The 22,759-nt window shown below is 57.4% G+C and carries 20 protein-coding genes; 3 read left to right on the forward strand and 17 right to left on the reverse strand.

What is annotated here, in order from left to right; translation table 11 throughout:
* Positions 1–239: 239 nt before the first annotated feature.
* The 13 genes from cas4 to QEN43_RS20560 form a co-directional block, all read right to left on the reverse strand.
* Positions 240–881: a CRISPR-associated protein Cas4 gene (gene cas4, locus QEN43_RS20505; RefSeq protein ID WP_317963555.1), complete on the reverse strand. Its 642-nt coding sequence runs from the start codon at positions 879–881 to the stop codon at positions 240–242.
* A gap of 188 nt (positions 882–1,069) precedes the next feature.
* A complete protein-coding gene (cas7c, locus tag QEN43_RS20510; protein ID WP_026610090.1) occupies positions 1,070–2,161 on the reverse strand; it encodes a type I-C CRISPR-associated protein Cas7/Csd2 in 1,092 nt (363 codons plus the stop codon).
* A gap of 12 nt (positions 2,162–2,173) precedes the next feature.
* Positions 2,174–3,940: a type I-C CRISPR-associated protein Cas8c/Csd1 gene (cas8c, locus tag QEN43_RS20515; RefSeq protein ID WP_317963556.1), complete on the reverse strand. Its 1,767-nt coding sequence runs from the start codon at positions 3,938–3,940 to the stop codon at positions 2,174–2,176.
* Positions 3,937–4,641: a type I-C CRISPR-associated protein Cas5c gene (gene cas5c / locus QEN43_RS20520; protein WP_317963557.1), complete on the reverse strand. Its 705-nt coding sequence runs from the start codon at positions 4,639–4,641 to the stop codon at positions 3,937–3,939. The genes cas8c and cas5c overlap by 4 nt, the downstream gene beginning before the upstream one ends.
* Positions 4,638–5,861: a type III-B CRISPR module RAMP protein Cmr6 gene (cmr6, locus tag QEN43_RS20525; RefSeq protein WP_051331585.1), complete on the reverse strand. Its 1,224-nt coding sequence runs from the start codon at positions 5,859–5,861 to the stop codon at positions 4,638–4,640. Before cmr6 ends, cas5c begins: the two co-directional genes overlap by 4 nt.
* Positions 5,858–6,253 (reverse strand): type III-B CRISPR module-associated protein Cmr5, encoded by a 396-nt coding sequence (cmr5, locus tag QEN43_RS20530; protein ID WP_317963558.1) that lies wholly within the window; start codon positions 6,251–6,253, stop codon positions 5,858–5,860. Before cmr5 ends, cmr6 begins: the two co-directional genes overlap by 4 nt.
* Positions 6,254–6,256: 3 nt before the next feature.
* Positions 6,257–7,156: a type III-B CRISPR module RAMP protein Cmr4 gene (cmr4, locus tag QEN43_RS20535; RefSeq protein ID WP_317963559.1), complete on the reverse strand. Its 900-nt coding sequence runs from the start codon at positions 7,154–7,156 to the stop codon at positions 6,257–6,259.
* A 72-nt stretch (positions 7,157–7,228) separates the two neighbouring features.
* Positions 7,229–8,455 (reverse strand): type III-B CRISPR module-associated Cmr3 family protein, encoded by a 1,227-nt coding sequence (locus tag QEN43_RS20540; RefSeq protein WP_317963560.1) that lies wholly within the window; start codon positions 8,453–8,455, stop codon positions 7,229–7,231.
* Positions 8,452–10,365, reverse strand: coding sequence for a type III-B CRISPR-associated protein Cas10/Cmr2 (cas10, locus tag QEN43_RS20545; protein ID WP_051331586.1), 1,914 nt, complete (start codon positions 10,363–10,365; stop codon positions 8,452–8,454). Before cas10 ends, QEN43_RS20540 begins: the two co-directional genes overlap by 4 nt.
* Positions 10,362–11,327: a type III-B CRISPR module RAMP protein Cmr1 gene (cmr1, locus tag QEN43_RS20550; protein WP_026610096.1), complete on the reverse strand. Its 966-nt coding sequence runs from the start codon at positions 11,325–11,327 to the stop codon at positions 10,362–10,364. The genes cas10 and cmr1 overlap by 4 nt, the downstream gene beginning before the upstream one ends.
* Positions 11,328–11,343: 16 nt before the next feature.
* The gene (csx2, locus tag QEN43_RS20555) at positions 11,344–12,531 is read right to left on the reverse strand and encodes a TIGR02221 family CRISPR-associated protein (RefSeq protein WP_026610097.1); all 1,188 of its coding nucleotides are present in this window, start codon (positions 12,529–12,531) and stop codon (positions 11,344–11,346) included.
* The gene (locus tag QEN43_RS21890) at positions 12,503–12,886 is read right to left on the reverse strand and encodes a CRISPR-associated protein Csx16 (RefSeq protein ID WP_396662049.1); all 384 of its coding nucleotides are present in this window, start codon (positions 12,884–12,886) and stop codon (positions 12,503–12,505) included. Before QEN43_RS21890 ends, csx2 begins: the two co-directional genes overlap by 29 nt.
* A gap of 173 nt (positions 12,887–13,059) precedes the next feature.
* Positions 13,060–15,342, reverse strand: a complete 2,283-nt coding sequence (locus tag QEN43_RS20560) for a CRISPR-associated helicase/endonuclease Cas3 (protein WP_026610098.1) — start codon at positions 15,340–15,342, stop codon at positions 13,060–13,062.
* A 561-nt stretch (positions 15,343–15,903) separates the two neighbouring features.
* Between QEN43_RS20560 and QEN43_RS20565 the strand changes: the two genes are divergently transcribed.
* Positions 15,904–16,869, forward strand: a complete 966-nt coding sequence (locus tag QEN43_RS20565; RefSeq protein ID WP_026610806.1) for an IS481 family transposase — start codon at positions 15,904–15,906, stop codon at positions 16,867–16,869.
* A gap of 445 nt (positions 16,870–17,314) precedes the next feature.
* Here QEN43_RS20565 and QEN43_RS20570 read toward each other — a convergent pair whose 3' ends face one another.
* From QEN43_RS20570 to QEN43_RS20585, 4 genes are all read right to left on the reverse strand, one after another.
* Positions 17,315–17,737 carry a type II toxin-antitoxin system VapC family toxin gene (locus tag QEN43_RS20570; RefSeq protein ID WP_026610101.1) on the reverse strand — a complete coding sequence of 141 codons (423 nt, stop codon included), beginning with the start codon at positions 17,735–17,737 and terminating at the stop codon, positions 17,315–17,317.
* Positions 17,734–18,126 carry a type II toxin-antitoxin system Phd/YefM family antitoxin gene (locus QEN43_RS20575; RefSeq protein WP_156912702.1) on the reverse strand — a complete coding sequence of 131 codons (393 nt, stop codon included), beginning with the start codon at positions 18,124–18,126 and terminating at the stop codon, positions 17,734–17,736. Before QEN43_RS20575 ends, QEN43_RS20570 begins: the two co-directional genes overlap by 4 nt.
* Positions 18,127–18,407: 281 nt before the next feature.
* Positions 18,408–19,376 (reverse strand): helix-turn-helix transcriptional regulator, encoded by a 969-nt coding sequence (locus tag QEN43_RS20580; protein WP_026610102.1) that lies wholly within the window; start codon positions 19,374–19,376, stop codon positions 18,408–18,410.
* A gap of 292 nt (positions 19,377–19,668) precedes the next feature.
* Positions 19,669–20,277 carry a helix-turn-helix domain-containing protein gene (locus tag QEN43_RS20585; RefSeq protein WP_051331587.1) on the reverse strand — a complete coding sequence of 203 codons (609 nt, stop codon included), beginning with the start codon at positions 20,275–20,277 and terminating at the stop codon, positions 19,669–19,671.
* Positions 20,278–20,345: 68 nt separating this feature from the next.
* Here QEN43_RS20585 and QEN43_RS20590 point away from each other — a divergent pair, with 68 nt between their 5' ends.
* A complete protein-coding gene (locus QEN43_RS20590; protein ID WP_026610103.1) occupies positions 20,346–20,537 on the forward strand; it encodes a DNA-binding protein in 192 nt (63 codons plus the stop codon).
* On the forward strand, positions 20,534–22,684 hold the full coding sequence (locus tag QEN43_RS20595) for a transposase domain-containing protein (RefSeq protein ID WP_084161849.1): 2,151 nt from the start codon (positions 20,534–20,536) through the stop codon (positions 22,682–22,684). The genes QEN43_RS20590 and QEN43_RS20595 overlap by 4 nt, the downstream gene beginning before the upstream one ends.
* Positions 22,685–22,759: the final 75 nt, after the last annotated feature.

A 22,759-nucleotide genomic window follows, 5' to 3' on the forward strand; every position in this document is an offset into this window, starting at 1 on the left:
TGTACGGGCAAGACTTGGATTTACGTCGTGAGGTTTTTAGAGCCTATCCCAATAGGCTTAAGAAACCCTTCGGCGGAGCTCAGGACAGGCCCTTCGACTTTGCTGGCGCTACGCTCAGGGCGAACGGCCTATTGGGATAGGCTCTTCGTGGAAAGGAGGTGAGAAAGACCGGTTCCTCCAGCGGTACCGTGATGCCGATAAACGGGTAGGTCGGATTCTGGTTCGATTGGCTATCCGTATCATTCGGCGAGCTCCATATCGTCCGGTTCGAATAACGTTTCCGCGAGTTCTCGAATTCGAAGAGCGGAGTTGACCAGTTCCGGCTGGCAGGCTTCTTTCAGCGAGCAGCCGCGGCAAAGCGCCGGGTCGTCGGCGGGTGGGGGCATTACTCCGGACCGGAGGAGGTCGCGGACGGACTTCGTGATGTCTTCGACCTTCGCGCGCAGTTCGGGCGTGATGGAGACGATTCGTCGGCGCCGCGAGCTGTAGTGATAGATGACGCCTTCGGCAATCTGCTTGCCGGTCATTTCTTCCAGGCAGATAGCCTGTGCCGCGACCTGGATGTCGTCGTGTTCGCGACGGCGCCTTGGACCGTGTTTGTATTCCACCGGCCGCAAGGAACCGTCGGGCAGGATCTCCACCACGTCCGATTTGCCGATCAGTCGCAGGCGTTCGCTTACCAGGGGAACCGAGGTTTGGATTTCGCGATCGCCTTCGATCCGCGTCTCCGGTTCGTCTACCCGTTCGTGAACCAACCGTCCACGAACGGTGAAGACGTTCTCGGTGAATGTCTGTTCCTGGTAGATGAGCGCGCATTGGCGCGGGCAATAGCTGTAGTGCTGAAGAGCGGAAATGGCGATCAATTCATCGGATTCCGGCATGGCTGTCCTTTCTGTCGGTAAGGGGAATCGGCCGACGGGCTGTTACCGCTCGATCGTTTTCGCCCTCGCGGTCACGACGACACCTTGTGGGTTCGTCCCGATGTATCGCGAGAACGTCTTCTCGCCGCTCGATGGATAACATCGGGTGGCGCTTTACCGGTCCACGACGAGCGGTAACGGACAGGCCTTCAGCCCACCCGCCGGATGAGTTTCACGCCGTTCGGCAGACCCGTTTCGTCGACCGTCACCCGGTAATCCGCGAAGCTGCGCGGCACGGTAACGCCGTCCCCGAGCTGCGGACGGATGCGCTCGAACAGACTGTGCGCATGGGCGTTGCCTAGTTCGGACTCATGCTCGAACACATACAGGCCGCGCGTCGCCATCTCGCCGCGGGCCGCGGATCGGTCATGCTCGAACATGTTCTCCAGGGCTTGCCAGAGCAATTCCAGGTCATCCTCGGAGAAGCCGGTTTGCTGCGCGAGAAAGGCCGAGACGAAGCCGTGAGCAACATATAGGCCATAGGGCACGGTATGTTTGCGGCCCATGGTGCGGTTGTCGCCATCCTGCTTTTCTGCTTCCGCTTCGGTGGCGACCGCCATGCGGGTGATGGAATGTTCCTGGGCGATGATGGGATCGACCGAGCGGGCGAAAGTCAGCTGTACCGGTCCGCGCACCTGGCCGCAGTTTGGGGCGGATTTCAATGACATAACGGCGCCAAATGTGCGAATGTCAAAAAAACGCTGACACATCCATTCTCTACCTTTACTAACTTCTTCGGCTTTGGGTTTGCGCGCCTTAACGCCTTTGAGGCAGCTTTCGAGAAAAGACCTCAATTCCTTTGAAGGTTTGGCATCTTTAATTGCTGATTTGATAGCTTTTACGTCTGCGTCAGCCGCCACGATCAGATTTGGACGGTCTTCATCGTCATCTGCAATTTCTAATCCTTCCGGCAATGTGAAATCGTCAAAAGCTGCACGAAGATTTTCAGGAATCAAGACGCTTGATGCCTCGCCCAAGGAAATCCCCAAGTCGGTAAATGCTTCTTTATGCGCTCTACCTAAAACTGCTTTTTCTTTGACGTAAATGTCAAAGGGAGGTTTGTCTCCCTTCACTAGAGCAACATAATTCCGAATCTTTCTTTTGATCGCTACATCGGTGACCAGCCCTTGTCCAGTCTCGGCATCGAGGCGCGGCAGATTGCCGGCGTCCGGGTCGCCGTTGGGGTTACCGTCCTTGACGTCGAACAGTAGTACAAAGTCGTAGCGCTTATTCAGGCTCATGGGTCTTTCTCCTTATATTTCGGTGGGCTGATCGTCGTGTTTCGTGAAAAAGGACCGGCGCTGGTGGTAGTAGCCGAGGGCGAAGCGGCCTTGGTCGGGCAGGGCGAGAATGCGCGGGAAATCGGTGAGACCGTCCATGATTTCGCCGATCAGTTTTTCCATTTGCACCGCGCGGCCTCGTGGCAGCTTGCCCAAATGGTGGTTTTTCAAGCGCAGCAGTGTGGTGAACACCGCCACCGGCGTACTGGACGCGGCGCCGTAATAGCGGTCTCGAATCGTGGCATTGAGGCTGGGGCTAGCCTCTTCCTGAATTTTTTCCAGGGTGGCGAACAGACGGCCGAGGCGATAGGCAGGGCTCGGGTTGCCGGTATCGAGCATGACTTCAAACTCCTTCTCTGGTTCAGATGCGTTTCGGTTGGTTCTGCGAATTTCCCGGTTCAGCCAGGCTTTCAACGCCGCCGCACGGGGATAGGTCACTTTGTGTTCTGCCCGGCAGCGCTGCACGGCGGCGTTGAGCAGCGTGGCCGGGTAGGGCAAGTCTTCGAGAATCGCGCGCATGATGTCGCCGCCGAGATTGGGCGGGATGTTGTCGGCCTTGCCCTGGACGGCGATGGATGTCAGCAGGCGAAACAGCGACAGATGTTCGGGATCGTTAGGAGCCCGCACGATCTTGAGGTCATCGAAATGGCGCTTGAGCCGCCGGGCCAGCTCGTAGGCTGGAGCGGTTTCCCAAAAGCGGATGCTGATACGGGCGGTGTTGGGCGCGAGGCCCAAGACGTGAAAGCGGGTGTCGGCATCGCCCGTCGCGAATTGGCCGGATTCGACGGATCGGTAGAGCGCTCTCAGAGCGTCGGTGCCGCAGTCGGGTTCGTCCTTGGGCGGTTCGCCGAACAAGTCCGCCGTCAAGGTTTCCAGATCGTGAGGCTGTTCCGCCCAGAACACGGTGGACGCATCGCCGACCTGGACGCGCTGGCGCTCGGTCGAAAGCAGATGGTTTAGGGCTGTCGTATAAGCAAAAGATGCAGTAATGCTAATCGGGGCATTTTCGCCGTTGCGGTTGCGTTTTCCGTATGATTCGAAAGCGCGCGCATTGAAAGAAACAATGTTGCAGCCCGACGGCTGACCGCCCCAGACGCCTTTAATTACCGTCTCATTCGGAGCAAGCGGGGTATCTTCTTGGCCAGTGATCAGGCATGTTCCTCTAAGCGAAGCCTTTGAATGGTTTTCCAGTCTTTTTTGCTCATAAGCGTCCCGCACAGTTTTTCGGGCATGAATGGCTTCAAGATCGGAAATCAGTCGGAATACCAAGATTGGATCGCGCTTTTCGAATTCCTCTTTAAGTTGATACCGTTCAAGCAACCCAGCCAGTATTTCTGGTTCGCCTTGTACTTTCGAGCAGAAACGCTCGATGGCCGCCACGCCTTCATCTTGAATTTCGCCTAACCAGTTTCGCAATGTGGAAAGAAAGCTTGCTATTTTTAGTTCGCCCTTTTTCCCAGTGCCGAAGACGAAGCTGGCGTTATCCCAGAGCAGGTTGGCATCATTACCGCTATTGGTATGTTTCAATGCCTGTTTGCCGATGGCGGGAACAAGCATTTCTCTTGGAATGATTTTGCCTTTTTCGACTCTTCCGGCCAGTTCGATATTTAGGCAGTTTCCATCCGCGTCCAGCACCACTACGTAATCAACACCGCGTCTAATCCATCCTTCTTTGGGCATGGAGCCATCTTCGGCGTCCGACTTCCGATCGTAGTAATTCTTTAATGCCTCCAAAATCATCCCCGCACCTCCTCGCTTTCGCGGTCGGGGACGTTCACCGAGCCGTCTTTCAGTTGGGCACGGAAGAACAGGGGCTTGGGATCGTTCGGATCGGTGAAATCCAGGTCGTACAGCATGTAGCCCAAATCGCGCGGCCGGTCGAACCCCAACTCGGTTCGGCTGCGCTCGTCGAGGAGCGAGCGGTCGACGGGGTCCGCCTCGGGGTCGGGTATCCATCGGAAACGGGCGGCGAATTCCCGGCAGCCGAGATAGGGTTGATTCACGCATTGGCCTTTTCCGGCGCGGCGCTCGAACATTTCCCGGAACTTGATCGGCGGGTTTTGTGGGCCGGCGTCCGGTTTTATTTCCAGGTCGGCGTGAAGGCGGTAAGCCACGTCGCGTAGGAACAGCCCAGCCCGCTGCTGGCGCTCGTCCTCGATGAATTGCGCCAGGTTACCGTTGCCCGTTTTCATGGCGCTCTTTACGTTGGCGTATGAAATCACTCCGGCAACTTCATTTCGGCGCAGCGAAATCCAGCGGATCGGTCGCAGGACCTCGATGCGGCGAACATGCCAGCGGATGGCCGGTTTCCAGAGAATAGCCTCGAACACCGCGCGGGCGGCGGAAGGCGTCATTACGTCGTAACTCACCCGCTCGACTTTCATCTCCGGGCGCGTAAAGCAGGCGAAGTCGCCTGAGACTTCAAGGCAGTACGTCTTCATGTGGAGTCTCCCCTGAGAGCGTTGAGGCGCCGGGCAATGCTGCGCTGCCGTTCGCTGAACGCCGGCTTTTGTTTTTTGCCTTCGGTTTTTTCCGGGTTTTCGAGCAAACCTTTGTAGTGTTTGCGCGTTATCTCGACCAAGCGTGCGATGGCATCGCGCTGAGGGTCGTCTTCCAAACTCTTGAGCCAATCCTCGACATGTTGGTTGAAGGCGTTTTTGTCGGATTCCAGCTTGGCGTCCCGAATGCGGTGTTCCCAGTACTGTGCCGTCGGGCTCAAATTTGCGAGCCTAGCCCGTAAGGCGAGTTCTTCTTCACGGCGGCGGCGTTTTTCCTGCTCTTCCCGTATCAAGTCATCCACTCTCTGCTTTACATCGAGAGCGGGCTTCATCCGTCCATACCCCACAGCCGTTTTGGCACCTGCACCGAGCCACTCCAGAGCCATTTCCAAAGCGTCCAGCGCGGGTTGAACTTCACCCATGAATGCTTTGCGGCGCGGGGCGATGGCGAAGAGGAATTCGGCTTTCTTGACCACCAAGAATGGCACGGGCACCGGGTCGTGCCAGTCGGCGGGGACTTTTTCCGGCTCATTGGCGGGATCTTGGATTTCGCCTCCCTGCTCGTACCATTTGCCGTAATGCGGGGTTATCACGTCCAGGGCCAGTGTAGGGGGCTCGATGGGCAGGGCGTCGAAGAAGATCAGCTCTCCGGCCTGTTCCGGAACCTCACTCTTGGTAACCGAGCCGAACCAGGTCAGGCAGCGAATCCGCTTTTCCTCAGGCGAAAGGCTCGGGTCCCATTGTTCCACCCAGGCCCGCACCAGGCCCTTGACCGTCGCGCCCGGGAGATAGGGCACGCCCAGGGTCGGGTGCCAGAGGAAGCCGTTTTTCACCGGATGCGGGTTTCCGAGTCCTGTGGCGAAGTGCCAATCGGTTCGAAAGCCGCGGCATTCACCGCCGATCGCTTGCAGCCGTTGGGCGAGGCGCAGCGCGTGGCGCTCGAGCTCGTTGCCGTTGCCGCAGCAGCCTTCAGTGACTTTCTTAATCCAGGCGGTTTTGCCTTGCTCTTCTTCCCTTTTGCCTTTGGTGTCCTTCTTTTCCTCCAGGACTTTCCAAGACGAATCGTATTGATCGAAAAATCGCTCGAACCACAGGCCCCGATGGCCGTTGACTCCCAATTCGGGTGGTTCGGACCGAACCTTCTCGTACAGCGGTAGATTCATACGTTTTCTTCCCCCGCGAACGCCTTGGCGAATTTCTTCACCCAGTCCAGCAACAGTAGGGCTTCGGCTTGGGCAAGTCGGTAGGCGTGCATATTCTGTTGGGTGATGCCTTGGAGCAGGTTTTCACAGCTTGCGTAAGGTTGGCCCGGCTTGGTCAGCCATTCTCCCAGCAGTAGATACAGCCGCTCGTAAGCGTTCATTTCTCGCGCGTCCTTGTTTTTTTCCTTTTCCCGCTTGCTGAAATAAAACGCCGCCGCCTGGCCGAGGCCGTTCATGCGGATCATGGCCGGGAAACTTTCCGCCAGTTTCCTGAACTCTTCCCGGTTTTCGATGGCGATTTCCTTGACCTTTTTCAGCGCAAACGAGGCGCGCTCTTGTTGTACGGTTCTCATGGCTCAACCCTCCCCGTCGATGAAGCGTACCCGGCACCAGCCCATGCCGACGGTTTCGTTGCCGCCGAGTTGTAAATACGGGTGCTGGCCGAACAGGTCCTGCCCGATCCGCGCGAGTACGTCCGTTGCTTGGAGTTCGGCACCGCTTCCGCGGGCGGCCACCGCATTAAGCGCGACGTACAGCAAGGTTTCCGGCGGCAGGGTTTCCTCGTACCAGAGCGTATGCGGGGCTACGGTTTTCTTGTCGGTCAGCCGCACATGCGCGTTGACCGGGGTGGCGTATTCAGCGAGATGGCGAAAAGCGTCGTTGGACATGAGCGTCAGTTGAGCTTTCAAGTCGTCTTCCATGTTGTCGGGCAGCAGTTTGGCCAAGGCGGCGATAATGGCGCTCAAATCCGCGGTGCGCGTTTCGAAACGGTATTCCTCTAGGAACAAATGTCCCTCGTTCGCGGCTTCTGTGACCAGGGCGGTTGCCTGGTGCGTTTCGGTTTCGGCCGGTTCGGGGATGTCGAATGCGCCGAATGCCGAAGCCAGGCCGAGCCGCGCCAGATCCCGCCGAAACCGGTGCAAGGCGGCGGGACACGTGACCCAGCGGAAATGGGTGGTCAGCGAGCGTACCGGCAGCAGCAACAGCCGGGCGTCGCCGACCGAGAGCGCGCCGGCATGGTCGATGGATTTGCCGGCTTTGGGAGGGGGAGGGCCGAAAATCAGATCGATGTCCGGTAGCTCCGCGCTTTCGGCTCGCGCCCTCAGCGCTCCCTTGACAGCCGAGCCGTAGACGCACGGCCAATGTGTGTGCGCCTCGCGTTGAATCGGCAGGTCGATGACGCCTAGCGTCTGGCCGGCGCCGGCGTGAAGGCTGGTCTCGGTCAATAACCCCAAGATCGCGCTAGTCGAGTACATCTTGTTCTTCTCCATGTTTATGGTTGTTCTTGCTCCTGCCGAAAAAAAGTGGAAGAGGCAGGGCGATCAAAATCAGATTTCCGCGCCTTCCTTACGCTGCCACAGTCCCACGACGATCAGTCCGCGCCCGAGTTTTTCGCCGTCGCCGACCTGAATGCCGTGCAATTTGCCGATAGCCGCTTTCAAGTCCATATTCTCGACGGTGCAGTACCAGGCCGACCCGGCGGGTACAAGGCTTTCCACGCGGCGCGGTTTGCCCTCTGCCATATGCCAGCCGCCTTCCCGGAGCGGCTTGCCGATCACGGCGGAGTGGACAACCAGCTTCACACCATCGATTTCACAACGCCAAAGCTTGGCTTTGCCGCTGTCGCGTTCGGCGGGAGCCTCCGATTTGGAATTGGGTAGCCGCCAGGCGTTGTCCAGATCGGCCGGTGTCAGAAGGATCAGGATCAAGCCGTGGGTTTCGCCGTCGGGAGAGGGTTTCTCGGGTAAATTCAGCCCGTCCGGCACGGCTTCTATCAGAGCCAGTCGCCCCTCGCCGCCCAGCCGCACCGGACTGGGTTGGATATCGGGAGGAAGTCCCTCGATGCCGACGACCAGACTTACGTTGTCGTACGGGCGGATATGGCGGGTTTGGTAGAGAAGGGCATCGTCGGCCCGTACCGTTTTGGTTCGATTGTCGCGGCCGATGCCGAGGCGGGATTCGGCCGCGTAGAGCTGGTCCGGCATAAAGATGTCCTGGGAGTTTGGTACGTTACCGTCCAACACCTTTTTCAAACCGGTCGCCGTAAGCCAGGCGTTTTCCATCGGTTTGTAGCCTTTGTCCTCGTCACCGTTCTCGCTCTTCGGCAGTTCCGGGAGGCGCACGATGCCGAGGTGGGTTTCGACCGGCTTACCGATTCGCAAGCGGTGCAGTGACAGTTCGGGGTTCTTGTCGGTCGCCGGGGCACCGGCTTCTCCGGCTTCGGGCTTCTTTTTCTTCGCCAACAGGAACAGCGGCGCGGGAAAGAGCAACCGATCGTCGAGGCAAAGAAACGGGCCGCGCAAATGCAGATCGCCGAGCCGGCCGTAGCGTTCGTCGCGGGGTTCGTCTTGGGCTGTTTTGGGCTTGAACTCCCGCCAATCGATGCCTGCTTGCTCGCCGACCAAGGTCTTGATCGCTCCGGCTACGGTGGGCGCGGGCGGCGGGAAATGGCTGGACAGTTCCGGCGAGCCTATGGTGTCGAACGGCCGCGTCTCACGGAAAAACCAGGTGTCCAGCGCGTGTAGGCGCCAAGTGGTGTAATCGTTCGTGCTCATGTTCCGATCGTGTTCGGTGATGTTTTGCTGCTGTGGGCTACCATGAATCTCACCAGTAAGGCGGCGTCGGCTTCATAGCGTTCTGGTACGTCCGGTTCGAACTTCACGCTTTTTGGATCGTCGGCCTTGCGGCGCATGGGCTGGCATTGAGCCAGCAATGGCCGGATTAGAGTTTCCGCGTCCTTCGGTTTCAGAGTGTTGCCGTGGATGCCGGAATGGGCGTATTCATGGGCCAGCAGCTTGGCCATATCGTCTGTGCCGATCCGGTTTTCAGCTTGCTCATCTGGTGAGTTCAATAGTTCGAACAGATCGCGCATCCGGTAGAAGAAGCCGCCGGCAAATTGGATGTCCCGTGTTTTCAAGGCGTCCACGAGAGCGAGCATTCCGCCGTCCTGTAAGGCGATCTCCCACGGCTGCGCCCAGGTCAGGTGCAGGCCGCTTTGCTTCCACACCCGCGCCGCTACCGCATCGCGTCCGCGCCCGTCTTTTGCGACGTCGTCCAGAAGGTAGTGGGCGTCGGCCAGAATCTTGGTGAACGGCAGACGGTAGTGGGCATATTCGATGGCGGCGGAGATGGTGGCTGGGAAATGGAGGTCTTCCTCCTTGCCCTTGAACGCGTTTTTGAACGCAGCGTCATAGGCGTTTCGCAACTCTTTCGCACAGGGCAAGGCGGCCTCCACGGTCAGCAAAGCCAGCACATCGTCGCCGCCGGCATAGATCAATAAACCTTGATGCTCCGTTTCGACGATCTCTTGCACTCTCTCGGTAAAACGCTTCAACGCCTCACTGATAAGTTCGCGTTTGTTGCGGTCGCTCATGTGCTTGCCCAGAGAATCGCCGTCCATCAGCAGCAGAGCGTAGTAGGGCGCCGGCGGACCGAGGTCGTCGGCCTTTTGCAAGGCGGTTAGGGCATTGATGGCGCGCTCGGCCCGTTCCCGATCGGGAAAGAGTCTGGGATTGCGCAAATCCGCTTCGAAGAAAGCCAGCTCTTCTACGGATTTCCAGTCATAGGACTCGTTCGTGGTTTCGCTTTCGTCGCTCAGAACGCGGGCTGCGTTGTAGAAGGTCCGGAGTTTCTCTTCGAGCGCGGGCTTTTCTTTCGCGAGCTCTTGAACCTGATCCAGCCAGGGCCGCGCCGCCAAATACACGACGGAATCCACGTGACGCGGCAAGCGCCAGCCATGGGCTTTCCAGCCGGAAGGCATGTCGGCCTCGAAGTTCTGGAAGTAGTGGACGAAGCGCCGCTTGACGTAGGCGACTGCGCACAGACGTTCGTTTTCGCGGAGATCGGTGGCGATGCGCGGTTTTTTGGACCAACGCAACTGGTCCCAGAATTCCCTTCCCTGGCCCGGTTTTTCCGCTCCGGACAGTTCCTGCATCCCTTCCATCATCATGCATTTTGGGCCAGGTTCCGGCTGGGGATAGTGACTGCGCCAGTTCTTGCGGCGGTCGAGTATGCTGGTGTCGGTATCCTTATCGACGATCGCCCAGGAGATTTCCCAGAATCCATCGATTTGGCGGTTCCAGATTTTTCGGGTCTCGGTATCGCCAAAGCGCTCCCCGAAATCTTCTTTCCAAACCAGCTCCGCCAGTTGGCGCCAGGCGGTCTTGACGGCTTTTTCCACCAGGCTGGGTTTGAAATTGTCGGGAACCTTGGCGAGAAACCGGTTGGGAATGCCGCCGTGCCGAGGGGCCTTTCCCTGTCGCAGCGAGCCGTTGATCCAATGCAAATAGCTTGTTTCCGGCTTGGGAAAAACGATGGCGTCATTTCCGGCTTGCGCCCGCACTTCGCGCATCGCCACACCGGCGAGATAGGACAACAGGAACGACCCGGCCCAAAAATCGCGGGTACGCCGGGCCTGGGCGACGAAGCTTTGTACGGGACCGAGGGTGAAGTGAAAGTATCTCATAGCGCGATTCTTTCCCCGATATTCAAAAAATCTTCAACCACATACATATGAACTTTCTCCCAATTGGGGTGAAATATCGCCGGCATATACAGTGCGGTAGCTTGGAACATCTCGCCTATCGGGTGAATGTGCATGAGGAGAGGGCTGGCGCGACGTTCTTGGCTGACTCCAGCCAGAGGCAAACCAAAGCCTGCTTTAATCCGTCCGCGTAATTTGCTTGGTTGACCACGATATTGTTGGTAAGCGTTACCCAACTTTATATGGGCACCGCGGGCTGATCGGTCGGTATTGAACAGAACTAGACAGCTTTGTTTGCTGAACGCAGTAAAAGGTGGCAAATATTGGCTCAGCTCATAACCAGAGAGCAGATTCTTTACTTGTTGCGCATAGTCCTGTTTGGACTTACTGGCATAAGCAACGCCATTCAGGTGAGTTAGCGCCAACGAACCGAATCCGCGTCGGGCTCGGCTACCCAATCCGCCAAACAGATTTAATGCGATCAATGCGTCTTGTATCTGTCTTTTCCTCTCATCATTGGTTTCATCTCTGAAACGCAGGGTTATAGTGAAATCTTGCTCTTCCTTGAAACTTTCCCTTTGCTGATGTTCCCTCATTGGAAATAAACCCAATCCCAAATAACCACTAGGCGTTTGGTTCCGAGGCCATCCGGTTTCCCTCTCGTATATGCCATGAGTAACTTCAATGAAAAACGGGCTTTGTCCGCGTTTTTCATTTTTCTCATCCGCCGCTGCGCCAAACAAGTCCGCTTCGATCTCATGCAGATTTCTCAAAGCGGCAGCGTCATCGCTGGCCTTTGCCCGAAACCTCCCCCAATTCAACGCCCGCCACCAGAACCGCAACGCGCCCTTTACTGAAGGCGGGCGGATTTCCGTGGCTTTCTGGTCAGCGTCGCCCAGGAACATCGGGGTGACGATGCGGTAGGTCGCGGTGAGGGTGTTCACGGTGTTCTCCTTGTTTTTATTTGCCAAACAGTTGCTTGCGAATCTCTTTCAGGGCGCTGCGCAGGCTGATTTCATCCTGCACAGCCGCCAAGGTTTGCCTGTCCTCCGGCCTGATCCCGTGAGCCATCGCATTGCGCAGATAAGTCAGTCTCCGGAAGTGCTCATCGTCCTTGGCCCGATGACGGGCCGAATCCCGCGTGTCGAAATCGTTCATCTCGCCCTTTTGCTCCCGTACCTTGCGGGAAATAAACGCTTCCTGAAGGTAAATCGCCGTCCGCAGATAATCCCTTCTCTCCAAGTAGGCATCGGCCAGCGCCAATTCCCAGGCGTCCCGGTGCGGAGGCCGAAACCAGTCAATGCGCTTCGAGAGTTCGGGTTGGAACAGACTGCCGATAGCCGTGTTCAGGTTTTCGATGCCGGCAAACACGCCGGACAAGACCGGACGGGCTTTGGCAGGGTTGGTAGTCCGCTCGAAAAACGCGGCCCTGCGGAGCTGTTGCGCTCGATTTTCGGGAAAACCTTCTTGTTGCAAGAGGTCGGCGAAGACCCCGTAGTCGCCATCCTTGTCATAGGCGGCAAGAGCCTCGATCCAGTCCATTAGGCGAAGGAGCCCAGTTAGTTTGAGCACCGGCGTTTCTCCTTCGGGAGACGTCATCTCCAGTGCGCCGTAGTAAATGTCTTCGATTTTGTTACCTTTCACCCGCTCGAGATAATGACCCGCGACCAGGGACAGCATGGGCAGGTGGCGGAAACCATGGGTTACGTCCAGGATGACCTGTTCGCCGTTTTTGATTTCGGTAGCCAGAATTCGCAGGATTTCGACTTGCTCTTCCAGTGTCTTGGCGTATGGAATCAGGACCAGTTTGGTGGGGATACCGAGGCGTTGTTCGACCAATGGCGTTACTGCGTTCAATAACGCCGCGTCGACCGATTCCTTTTGCACGGCTTCCATGAGTTCGATCCGCTTGTCCTCCAAGCTGCCGTCTTCCGCATGGTGTTCGATGAGCACATCCCACATGCTTCCAGTGGTGCCGAGTACCATCATGCGATCCGGCTGGCAGATCCCCCGTAAGGCGAGACCGAGAAAAGGCGTTTCTTGTACCGAGTTGCTGTCGAACCGGTAGCGGGCCATCTTGTAGCCCGTTCTCGGATCGAGGCGAGCTCTGCCTAGTGTGCTAACCAATACTCTTTCTTCTTTTTCCATCGTGAGATTTCCTTGTGACGGGTTGAAAGGCGAATTCGTCTATCCGTGCTTCGCAGCACCGCATGTCCTCGGACGAAGGCCCGCTGCCGCGTGGTTTGGGAGAGGGGGCCGAAGACGGGGACGGGCAACGGTCGCCATGAGAGCGGACTTCAACAGCCGAATTCACCGACAGGGTGCCTGTGGCCATGCCACCAGGCTGAAAGTCGGTTACGTCCACGTGATCGATGACATGTGACTTCGATGCTTTTTTCTGCGCCAAAGCCACTGTGCCGGGAAGTCGAGCAATGAAACGAATCGTCAAGTTATGTCCCCAAGAGCCGAGACACGCCGCAAACGTCGACGCATACTGTGCCACATGCCCTGTGCGGCTTTGGCGATTGACAAGCTTGTCAGTCAGGGTCGAGGTTAAGTGTAGTTCGTCTACCTAAGAGTAGACGGGCAGCGAGCGTACCGTGTCGGTCAAGGGCAGCTGCGTTAGGCCGTGATGACCGTCAGGATGCGGTGCGCGCAGGGCACTCGTCGGCTTCGTTACACACACAGCACCGGTGGCTCGCCGTCATCTTCTTCCAGCAAAAGGCCGAGGTCGTTCGAGTACCCGACATCGCTGACCTGGACGAACAAACCGGGCTGCCATTCCTGCACATCGCCCAGCCGAAGCCAGCGTTCCACGTACCGCCGCGGCACCGAGACGGTGTAGCGCTGCAATTTACGCATCAGCCAGCGTTCCGGTCCGTCCTTGCGAAGCTTGCCTAGGAGTGCGTTTACGGTATTGTCGGACTGGTCGAGGCCGCGGTAGCGGACCACGATGGTCGCGCTGTCCTGGTCCTGGATCAGGCGGAATTTTTCGGCGGCGGTGCGGAAATTGACGGCGAGCGAATTGTCGCCGACCTTCAGCTGGTCGCGGATGCCGTGCTGGTCGAGCTGGCAGGCGTGATAGAACTGCACGAAATAGCGGTCGAACAGGGTACGCTCCAAGGGATCGGCGATCTTGCCGTAGAGCACGGTACGGCTGGCATCTTCGGCTTTGCGCAAAAGCCCAGGCGGAGACGCTTTGGGCGGAATGAAAACCACTACTTCGCCTTTTTCCAGCTTCCCTTCGCGATTGCAGCGGCCGGCCGCCTGGGCGATGGAATCGAGACCGGCGAGCGCTCGATAGACCACGGGAAAATCGAGGTCGACCCCGGCTTCGACCAGTTGAGTGCTGACGACCCGCACGATTTCTCCCGCCTCGAGCCGTTTCTTGATGAGCCGGATCACGTCCGAGCGGTGCGCGCCGCACATCAGGGCCGAGAGATGGAGCGTGCCTTTGGGCATGAGCTTGAAGAGCTCGCGGGCGTCTTTCCGGCGGTTGACGATGCACAGTACGCTACCCCGTTGTTGCAACTCGCCGGTCAGGGATTCCCAGGTCATCGGCGTGTTCCAATCCTCGGGAAGGCGGACTTCGACCCGCTTGAGTGCCCGATAGAGCTCGTCCGGATTGCGGACGAAGGGGCCGCCCTCCATCAGTTCGCGCACATTGTCCAAGCCGTCCAGGTTCTGACTGGGATCGAAGTACTCGCGGGTGGACAAGGCCGGTTGGGTAGCGCTGGACAGCACGATGCTCACGCCGTAGTGGTGGGCGAGCAGCTTGAGAACGTCGAGGATGGGTTGCAGAAATTCCGGCGGTAAGAGATGTGCCTCGTCCAGTACCACGACGCTGTTCACGATGTTGTGCAGCTTGCGGCAACGGGAGGTTTTAGCCGTGAATAGAGATTCGTAGAATTGGACGTTGGTGGTGACGATGATGGGCGCGTCCCAGTTCTCACAGGCCAGCCGGCTTTTCAGCGTTTCTTCGCTCGCGTCCGCGTCGGCGTTGCTGTGGTGCTCGACCACCGGATCGGGAGCTAGCCCTTCGAACACCCGGCGGAACACGTCCGAGGTTTGTTCGATGATGCTGGTATAGGGAATGGCGTAGATGATGCGGCGCTTGCCGTGGCGCTTGGCGTGTTCCAGGGCGAACGCCATGCTCGACAGGGTTTTGCCGCCGCCGGTGGGGACGGTGAGGGAGAACAAGCCCGGCGGTTCGCCGGCGCGTTCCCGGCACTGGCGCAGAGTGTCCGTCCGCAGCCGATTGACGGGCGTCAGCGGACCTTTCTCGGCCAACCGCTCGGCCATGTCTTTCATATAGCGATCGAAACAGGCAAGGAGTTCCGGAATCTCCGGATAGCCGCCGCGCCGTTTGGCCTTGTCCTCCTCCATGAACTCTTCTGTGTCGAGAAAATCGGCGTCCACCAGACAGGAAAACAACATCCGTATCCACAGGGCGAAGCCCTCCTTGAGACCTGGCACGCGGCGTAGGTCGGGCCGGAAGGTATCGCCGGCCGCGAGAATTTCGGCGGGCGGGCCGGCCGAGAGCGCTTCCTGAAGTTCTCGCCTGGCGTTTTCACCGTCCAGCCGCGAGTCGAGCCCGCCGTGCCAGTCGTGAAGTCCGGCGTGATGTCCCGCGATCAGATAGGCCAGCACGCGACCCGCTTTATCGAACCTGTCGCAAGCCAGCAAAGCGCCCGCTGTGGAATGAGGTGCCCTGCCGGGTTTGCCTTCGATATGGGCATCGCTGTCGTAGCCGCTGGATTTGCGGATGTAGCGCTGAAACCGCTCTCGGTATTTCCCGAGATCGTGCCAAAGACCGGCCAGGTAAGCCCAGTCGCCGCTACCGAACGTTTCGGCGAATTGGCGGGCCAGCGCGGCTGTGCCGAAGAGGTGGTCAGATAGATCGTGCGTGACGAATGCACCGGTTTCGGTCTGTCGGACATGGGCGATTGGATTTGTCATGGCTCGAAACCTTTTTTCAAATTAAGCATAGTCAATCCAATCCGCTGAGCTTGATGCCCCGCCGGATGTACGTCGGAATGTCGTAGTTGACGCGTGCGGAAGCGACCTGCGCTCGATCGAACGATGGTTGCGGTCTTGGTAGAGGATAGGTGGGGTGGGGCACGGAAGCGTTCGCGCGAGCGTCGCGGCGTTTCCGAAACGAAAGGAAAGCTTTGAACATCGATCGTATCTTCTTCGGATGTAGGGACGGAGATACTTTACGGGAGGTAGTCGCTCAGGACGTGAGCCACTGAATCGGTCGATGAAAATTTTTTTCAAGACTCACGCTGAAACGGGCTCGCGCTTCTTTCCGGGAAGGAGCGAAGCGTGAGGTTCCGTTTGCTTCTAGAGCATTTTCAGATTCATTGAAAGGCAATCGAGGGAAGGGAAAATGAGCGAGGGCAGGTCAGACCCTAGGTGTCGCGTCTCGTGTGATTATTTACCGAGAAGGAGTTATGCTCTGTTCGAAGCCCGGAGCCTTCTCCAGGAGATATTCGGTTCGTCCAAGTGAGGTTTCTCTCCATGCAGATTCGTCTTCATAAGAACGCCCGTACCACCCCGGCCGTTCGGCAGGCCATTCAAGCGTCCACGTTGAGCGAGCGCGCCTTGGCCCAAAAGCATGGCATTAGCCGAACGACCGTCCGCAAGTGGAAACACCGCTCCTCGGTCGAAGATGCCTCACACCGGCCCCACACCCTCAGAACCACGCTCACGCCCGCCCAGGAAGCCATCGTGGTCTACCTCCGCCAAGCTCTGCTCCTCCCCTTGGATGATCTCCTGGCCGTGACCCGGGAATTTCTCAATCCCGCCGTGTCCCGTTCCGGGCTAGACCGCTGCCTGCGCCGCCACGGGGTGGCGTCCCTCAAGACCCTGCTTCCGCCTACAGAGAAGGCGAAGGTCAAACCCTTCAAGGCCTATGAGCCCGGCTTCCTTCACCTGGATGTTAAGTACTTGCCCGCCATCGACGGCGAACCCCGCCGATACCTGTTCGTCGCCATCGACCGCGCCACCCGCTGGGTCTATGTCGCCCTCAAGCCCAACCGCACCGCCTTAAGCGCAAAGGACTTCCTCAAAGCGGTGATTCAGGCCGCGCCTTTCCGCATCCAGAAATGCCTGACCGACAACGGCTCGGAGTTTACCGACCGTTTCCTGACCCGAACTCGGCAGCCCTCGGGGACGCATGAGTTTGACCGCCTCTGTACTGAACAAGGCATCGAACATCGCCTGATTCCGCCGGGCCGGCCCCAAACGAATGGCCTGGTGGAACGCTTCAATGGCCGCATCGAGGAGGTGTTGCAAACCCATCACTTCGATTCAACCGCCGATCTGGACACCACCTTGCACCGCTATGTCGAGCTGTACAATCATCACATTCCCCAAAAGGCCTTAGGCCATCTCACCCCGATCCAGGCTCTCAAAAACTGGCAACTGTCCCATCCTCATCTTTTTCGAAAGAAGGTTTACGATCTTGCGGGACTTGACACCTAGGCCGTAATTCGTCCTACCCCGCCCTTGTCAACCCACAAAGCCGTCATTCCGGCAGGAATCGGAAGCCGAAGAGCGGTTCGCTTCGCTCACCGCACCCTACGGCCAATAGCAACTCCGTAGCCCGGATGGAGCGAACGCGGAATCCGGGACAACTCCATTCCCCGCATTCCGCTGCGCTCCATGCGGGCTACGAACTTACGTCCCCCAACGCCGTCATTCCGGTAGGGATTGCCGGAATCCAGAACCAGGGACGGTAAAGCACCTCGTCCCGGTCGTATAGGCCCCAGTTATCTCCCCACCTCGAACGGTGCCTGTCCCGAGCTCAGTCGAAGGGCCTGTCCTGAGCTTGTCGAAGGGCGGATCGCTTCGCTTATCACACCCTATTTCCACTACGGCTAAATGATTTCCGCAACGTAGGTCTACCGTAAAACAAAATGAAATCGCTCTAATCTCCCAATTCGAAAAGATTGACATACCCTTCGCGCCCATACGCGATGATTTTCTCGTCAGCAGTCATTAGACGGAGGCTTTTCACTCGTGCAATGGCGATAAGAAACCGGTCGGCGGGATCACCATGGATCGCCCCTGGAAGCCGGGTACTTTCCACGGTGCTTTCGACATCCAACGGCAGTAATCGGAGTCCCGGCAGAGACGTTGCACGCTCGACCCAAACATTGAATGCCGCCGAGAGCGAGAGTCTGCGTTTGCTCTGCAGCATCCCGATTTCCCAAACCGATACCGTGGAGACGAAGAGTCGAGATTGCCGGCGCTTGGCTTCGATACGTGCAATTGCATCTGCCGGCAAGCGCTGGGCTATGCCTTCCGCGTACCAAAGCCAGGCATGGGTATCCAGCAGCAGTCCGTTCATTTACTTGCCCTGTCTCCATTGTCGGGCTGCCCGCCTCGCGGGAGATCGCGATAGAGATCATCCTCATTTCCGGTTAGAGCACTCCAAGGTTCATCGATAGAGGAAACGACATCGCCCAGAATAGTGACCGTGCCTTTCATGTAACCGAACTGGGTCTCCGAAGGTTCTTCGATTGGCACCAGTTTGGCGATAGGTTTGCCACGTTTGGTGATCACAACTGGTTCACGGGTTTTATTGATCTCATCCATAAGTTTCAAGCATTTAGCCTTGAATTCCGCGGCAGTGATTTTCACGATTGACACCTCGATATGATATGACCACTTAATATGGTCATTATATCGAATTTGTGGCTTGGCACTTTTCGCGTCATTCCACGCTTGTTTATTCATTCAAGCCGCTTAGCTTTATCCCTCGCCGGATATACGTCGGGATGTCGTAGTTGACGCGTGCCGATATGGCCTGCATCTGACCGGATGATGACTGTGGCTGCTGGAAAGGACACGTGGGATGGACGATGGAAGAGCTTGCAAGAGCGCGAGCGTTACGGCGTTTCACGATTGAAAAGAAGCTGTTGAACATGATCGTATCTCCGATAGGTATAACGACGGAGATACTCTACGACAGCAAGTCGCTCAGGGCGTGAGCCACTAAATCGACCCGTGAAAATTTTTTATCCGTAACGGGCAGCCATCGCCTGAATCGTTTCTTTCAGGCGCTCGCGAAGCGAGTTCGGGGCAAGGACTTCAACTGCCGCGCCGTGTTTGAGGATGTCCATGAGCAGTTCGCGGTCGTCGGCATAGGGGATTTCGAGTACATAGCTGCCGTCGGCTTCGAACCGGCCCTTTTGCTCGGGATGCCAGACTTCGTAGCTGATCCAGCGGGCGCGTTCGGGGGTGAAGCGTAATTTGGCCCAGTGGACTTCGGCGCCAGCGAAGATGCCGTATCCGGACGCGAGTTCTTTGTCCAACTCCTCGTCCGAAATTTCGTCGGCGGGTTCGTTCAATGCCGATGCAGAGCGTAGCGCATCCATGGCAAAGCTACGGATGGCACCACGGAGATGACACCAGGCGTCCAGATACCAGTTCTCCCGGTAGTGAATCAGGCGTTGCGGCGACACCGTGCGTTCGGAGGTTTCGTCGGTATGGCGGTTGTAATGGACGATGTGCAGCCGGCGGCGTCTGAGCAGCGCAGTCGCAACGACCTCGAAATGCTGAAGATCGACCGTTCGCCGTGCGACGTGGAACACGCGGACGCGTTTTTCCACTTCCTCCCATTCGTGATCGCCGGTGCTGAGCAAGGCGTTGAGGCGGGCGAGCAGGGGCTGAATATGGGGTTCCAGCAGTCCCGGCTGCAGATCTTTGAGCAGTTGCCGCATGGTGAGAAGGGCATGGATTTCAGAGGCGTTGAACCAAAGCCCTGGCAGTTCGTAGGCTGCATCGCCGTTTGGTGTTCCGAAACGATAGCCGCGGGTTTTTCGGTCCCAGACGATCGGTGCGTTGAGTCGGTTACGCATATATTCGAGATCCCGCTTGAAAGTCGCGGCCGATATACCCAACTCTTCAAGGAATGTCTTTTGAGCGACGTTTTCCCGCTCGCGGATCAGGTGATCGATTTTGTAGAAGCGTTCGGTGCGGTCCATGTTGTTTTCCTCCTGTTAGGGCGCATTTAGTTTGAAAGAGGACGCGGGATTATCCGGGATCATGCGGGAAGGCGTGGGAACGCGGGTAGCGCGCGGCCTTCGGGGATTTAAAGACCGAAAAAACGGCATTTGAGAGGTTTGAAAAATTCGGCCGTTTTTCGCTTGTTGCCGCACATGAAATGAAAACTGGCAAGCGAGGCGCGGCGGTGGCGGAAAATGTTCAATCCAAGAGCGGCAAGCAACCCCAAAAAACCACGCCAGTCTCAAATTAAGCGACGCCCGAACAGGACCGTCATTCGGCCGCCACAAGAATAGCATCTTGGACAACCGCCTCATCCACCTTCTTGTTCTTAAAGAAGGTTCGATAGAGGAGAGCAATCACCCGAGCTTTCTTCGAGATCGGTAAGGTGATGTTAGAGGCTTTAAGGATGTTCTCGGTGGTTTCCATAACCTCTGAAAGTAGCTCAGGATCGATCCCTTCGTTGCGTGCTAAAGTTGATTGAGCGAGGAGCTCGTCTAAGCGCTGGCCAATGGCAGCGTCGTCTACAGCTTTTCCGGCGGTCCGTCGTTCCTCGTTTTTCCAAGCGTCAAATATCAACCTTTCCATGGCATCTGTATCGATGCCGATTTTCAAGGCAATCATTATTAGAAGATGGTGGTGCGCGGCCGCGTCGTCCATCAAAGCCTCTACTTCAAGGCGCTTACCTGTTAGTAAGTAATTGATGTCGACATTCTTTGCGGTTATTGCCGCAAGGTAGACAGCATCTGGTGCGCGCTCGCCTTTTTCATATTTCAACTGAGTCAATTTCTTAACGCCGCCTAAAGCCCCGAACGCTTCTTGGCTTAGGCCTAATCGCTCTCGTTCTTCACGTAGTCTTTTACCGAAGATATGTAATTGCATACATAAAAACACGATGGTATTCTTTTGGATACCATCATTTGATGGTATTCGTTGGTGAGGGTATCGAAATGAAAACTGTTGAACAAGTACGCGAGGAGCTACGCAACCGCGGCGAAACCATTGCTCAATGGGCTCGCAAGAATGGCTTCGAACCGGATCATGTCCGAAACGTTCTCTACGGCAGAGCCAAGGGCCATTGGGGTTCAGCCCATGCTATAGCTGTCAAGCTGGGACTCAAAAATGGAGAAATTGTCGAATGAACGATGCAACACCTTTTTCAGGCAAGGTGTTGCATCCAGTTTCCTACAGAAACAGAGCGCAACACCTTACGCAAACTACTGAGAATACAGACTTTAACTCATTTCCGGGTGATGGGGACGTTTGGTTATCCACTCAAGAAGCTGTTGCATTACTTGGAGTGGATAAGAGCACTGTAAAGCGACGAATTGATAGCGGAAAGCTCGATGCAAGGAGGGTAAAGGGGAATGGTGGTTGGCAATACCGCATTCCTTTATCCAGTCTTCCTCAGGAAGCCAAAGCAAAGTGGATTTTGGAGAAGGCACGGCAGGAGGTCGAGAAGCTCGGCGATTCGCGCGAATGGGCCGAGCGTGTCAACGCCGAACAGCGGGACATCGCACGGAAAGAAGCCGCGGCCGGAAAGATTCCGGAAAGGGTGAAGCTGGAACCCGTTCCGGTCAACGACGAGGAGGCGCAAGAGCTTTGGGATCGTTACGACCGAGCGCCGGCCGGCTGCAAGCGCGAAGCCCAAGAGCGCTTAAAGATCCTCAGAGCCTACGAAGACCTCGAATTCCAGGGCACGCCAAAGACCGAAATCGCCCAGCTCATTCGGGCCGAATTCGGCATCTCGGGACCTACGCTGTGGCGTCTTCGGGAGTTGGTCAAAGGCCAACCTCGGAACGTTTGGCTACCGTTGCTGATGCCCAAGTGGAAAGGCCGCACCGCACAGGCTGAGTTTACCGAAGCCGCTTGGGAATTCATCAAGGAAGACTGGGGGCGGTTGAGCAATCCCAACATCGCGGATTGTTACCGGCGCGCTCAAAAGCTCGCGCGGGAACGTGGGTGGGTGATTCCCAGCCTCGATACCGTGGAACGACGCATCAACGCCTTGCCCCATTGGTGGAGAGTCGCGCGGCGGCAAGGTCTCAAAGCCTTGGAGCGGATCTACCCAGCGCAACAGCGCGATTACCGCGGCCTCAAACTGCATGAAATCTGGTGTGCCGATGGCCGCAAGGCGGACGTCTTTTGCCGCTGGCCGGACGGTACCATCGGCCGGCCGATTATCGTCGCCTGGATCGATGTCCGAACCCGCGTCTGTCTCGGCTTCGAGATCGGCAAGACGGAAAGCGCCGATTTGATCCGCCTGGCCTTCAAGAAGGCGGCGGAGACCGCTAAAGCCATCCCCGAAGTTGTCTTGATGGACAACGGGCGCGGTTTTGCCTCGAAGCTGCTGACCGGGGGCGTCCCCAACCGCTACCGGTTCAAGGTCCGGGACGAAGACATTCCCGGCATTTTTCCGCTGATGGGAATCGAGGTGTCCTGGGCGACTCCGGACCATGGTCAATCTAAACCTATCGAACCCTGGTGGAGGATACCAGCGGCCACAGATCGGCGCCGCGAATGCCAGGGTGCTTACTGCGGCAATCATCCTGATGCCAAGCCCGAAGACTGCGACCCCAAGAACGCCATTCCGATCGAAACCTATAAAGTCCTCCTGGCCGAGGATATCGACGCCTACCACGAACGCGCCCATCGCGGCGACGGCATGGACGGCAAAAGCCCAAGGGACGTGTATACGGAACTGTTGGCTTACACACCCGTACGCCAGCCCACGGCGACACAGCTCCGGCTTTGCTTGTTGGCGGCCGAGGCCATGAAGCCGCACCGGGAAGACGGCAGCTTTACGGTGCTCGGCAATCGCTATTGGACGGAGAAGTGCGCCGATCTCCGGCGGGATCGCACCTATGTGCTCCGCTTCAATCCCGAAGACGCCTTGCAGCCGATCGCCGTGTACGACGGCGAGAAATTCATCTGCGATGCCCCCTTGATCGAAAAAACCGGTTTCCGCGATCAGCAAGCGGCGAAAGACCATATGCGCGCGAACCGACAGTTCGTCAAAAGCAAAAAGCAACAGGCCGCCGCGCAACAAGAGATGTTCCGGGCGGAAAACTGGCTCTCCAAAGACGAAGAATCCATTGACACCGAAACCGGGGAAATCCGGGGATCGGGCTCAGGGCTGCCAAGTCCGAAAGTGGTCGTGCCGTTACGGCCCGACGTGGATTACACCAAACCTCAACAAGAGGAGAACGACGATGAAATGAGTATCGAGGAATTTAATCGCCTGCTCGATGAAGGTATGGCGCAGCTAGCGGCCAACCAAGGCGATTGAAAGACGTCCGGTTCCAAGTGACCGCTTGAAACCGGACCAATAGAAACGGCGGCTCGACGGCCGCCAAAACCAAAA

The sequence above is a fragment of the Methylocaldum szegediense genome (assembly GCF_949769195.1).
Lineage (GTDB): Bacteria > Pseudomonadota > Gammaproteobacteria > Methylococcales > Methylococcaceae > Methylocaldum > Methylocaldum szegediense.

Excerpts from the sequence above, each read along its gene's own strand:
- cas10 (WP_051331586.1), bottom strand. The coding sequence starts at position 10,365 with ATGAGATACTTTCACTTCACCCTCGGTCCCGTACAAAGCTTCGTCGCC.
- QEN43_RS20595 (WP_084161849.1), top strand. The coding sequence starts at position 20,534 with ATGAACGATGCAACACCTTTTTCAGGCAAGGTGTTGCATCCAGTTTCC.
- cas5c (WP_317963557.1), bottom strand. The coding sequence starts at position 4,641 with ATGAAGACGTACTGCCTTGAAGTCTCAGGCGACTTCGCCTGCTTTACG.
- QEN43_RS20570 (WP_026610101.1), bottom strand. The coding sequence starts at position 17,737 with ATGAACGGACTGCTGCTGGATACCCATGCCTGGCTTTGGTACGCGGAA.
- cas4 (WP_317963555.1), bottom strand. The coding sequence starts at position 881 with ATGCCGGAATCCGATGAATTGATCGCCATTTCCGCTCTTCAGCACTAC.
- csx2 (WP_026610097.1), bottom strand. The coding sequence starts at position 12,531 with ATGGAAAAAGAAGAAAGAGTATTGGTTAGCACACTAGGCAGAGCTCGC.
- cas7c (WP_026610090.1), bottom strand. The coding sequence starts at position 2,161 with ATGAGCCTGAATAAGCGCTACGACTTTGTACTACTGTTCGACGTCAAG.
- QEN43_RS20580 (WP_026610102.1), bottom strand. The coding sequence starts at position 19,376 with ATGGACCGCACCGAACGCTTCTACAAAATCGATCACCTGATCCGCGAG.
- QEN43_RS20560 (WP_026610098.1), bottom strand. The coding sequence starts at position 15,342 with ATGACAAATCCAATCGCCCATGTCCGACAGACCGAAACCGGTGCATTC.
- QEN43_RS20585 (WP_051331587.1), bottom strand. The coding sequence starts at position 20,277 with ATGCAATTACATATCTTCGGTAAAAGACTACGTGAAGAACGAGAGCGA.
- cmr5 (WP_317963558.1), bottom strand. The coding sequence starts at position 6,253 with ATGAGAACCGTACAACAAGAGCGCGCCTCGTTTGCGCTGAAAAAGGTC.
- QEN43_RS20590 (WP_026610103.1), top strand. The coding sequence starts at position 20,346 with ATGAAAACTGTTGAACAAGTACGCGAGGAGCTACGCAACCGCGGCGAA.
- cmr6 (WP_051331585.1), bottom strand. The coding sequence starts at position 5,861 with ATGAATCTACCGCTGTACGAGAAGGTTCGGTCCGAACCACCCGAATTG.
- cmr4 (WP_317963559.1), bottom strand. The coding sequence starts at position 7,156 with ATGTACTCGACTAGCGCGATCTTGGGGTTATTGACCGAGACCAGCCTT.
- QEN43_RS20540 (WP_317963560.1), bottom strand. The coding sequence starts at position 8,455 with ATGAGCACGAACGATTACACCACTTGGCGCCTACACGCGCTGGACACC.
- QEN43_RS20565 (WP_026610806.1), top strand. The coding sequence starts at position 15,904 with ATGCAGATTCGTCTTCATAAGAACGCCCGTACCACCCCGGCCGTTCGG.
- cas8c (WP_317963556.1), bottom strand. The coding sequence starts at position 3,940 with ATGATTTTGGAGGCATTAAAGAATTACTACGATCGGAAGTCGGACGCC.
- QEN43_RS20575 (WP_156912702.1), bottom strand. The coding sequence starts at position 18,126 with ATGAATAAACAAGCGTGGAATGACGCGAAAAGTGCCAAGCCACAAATT.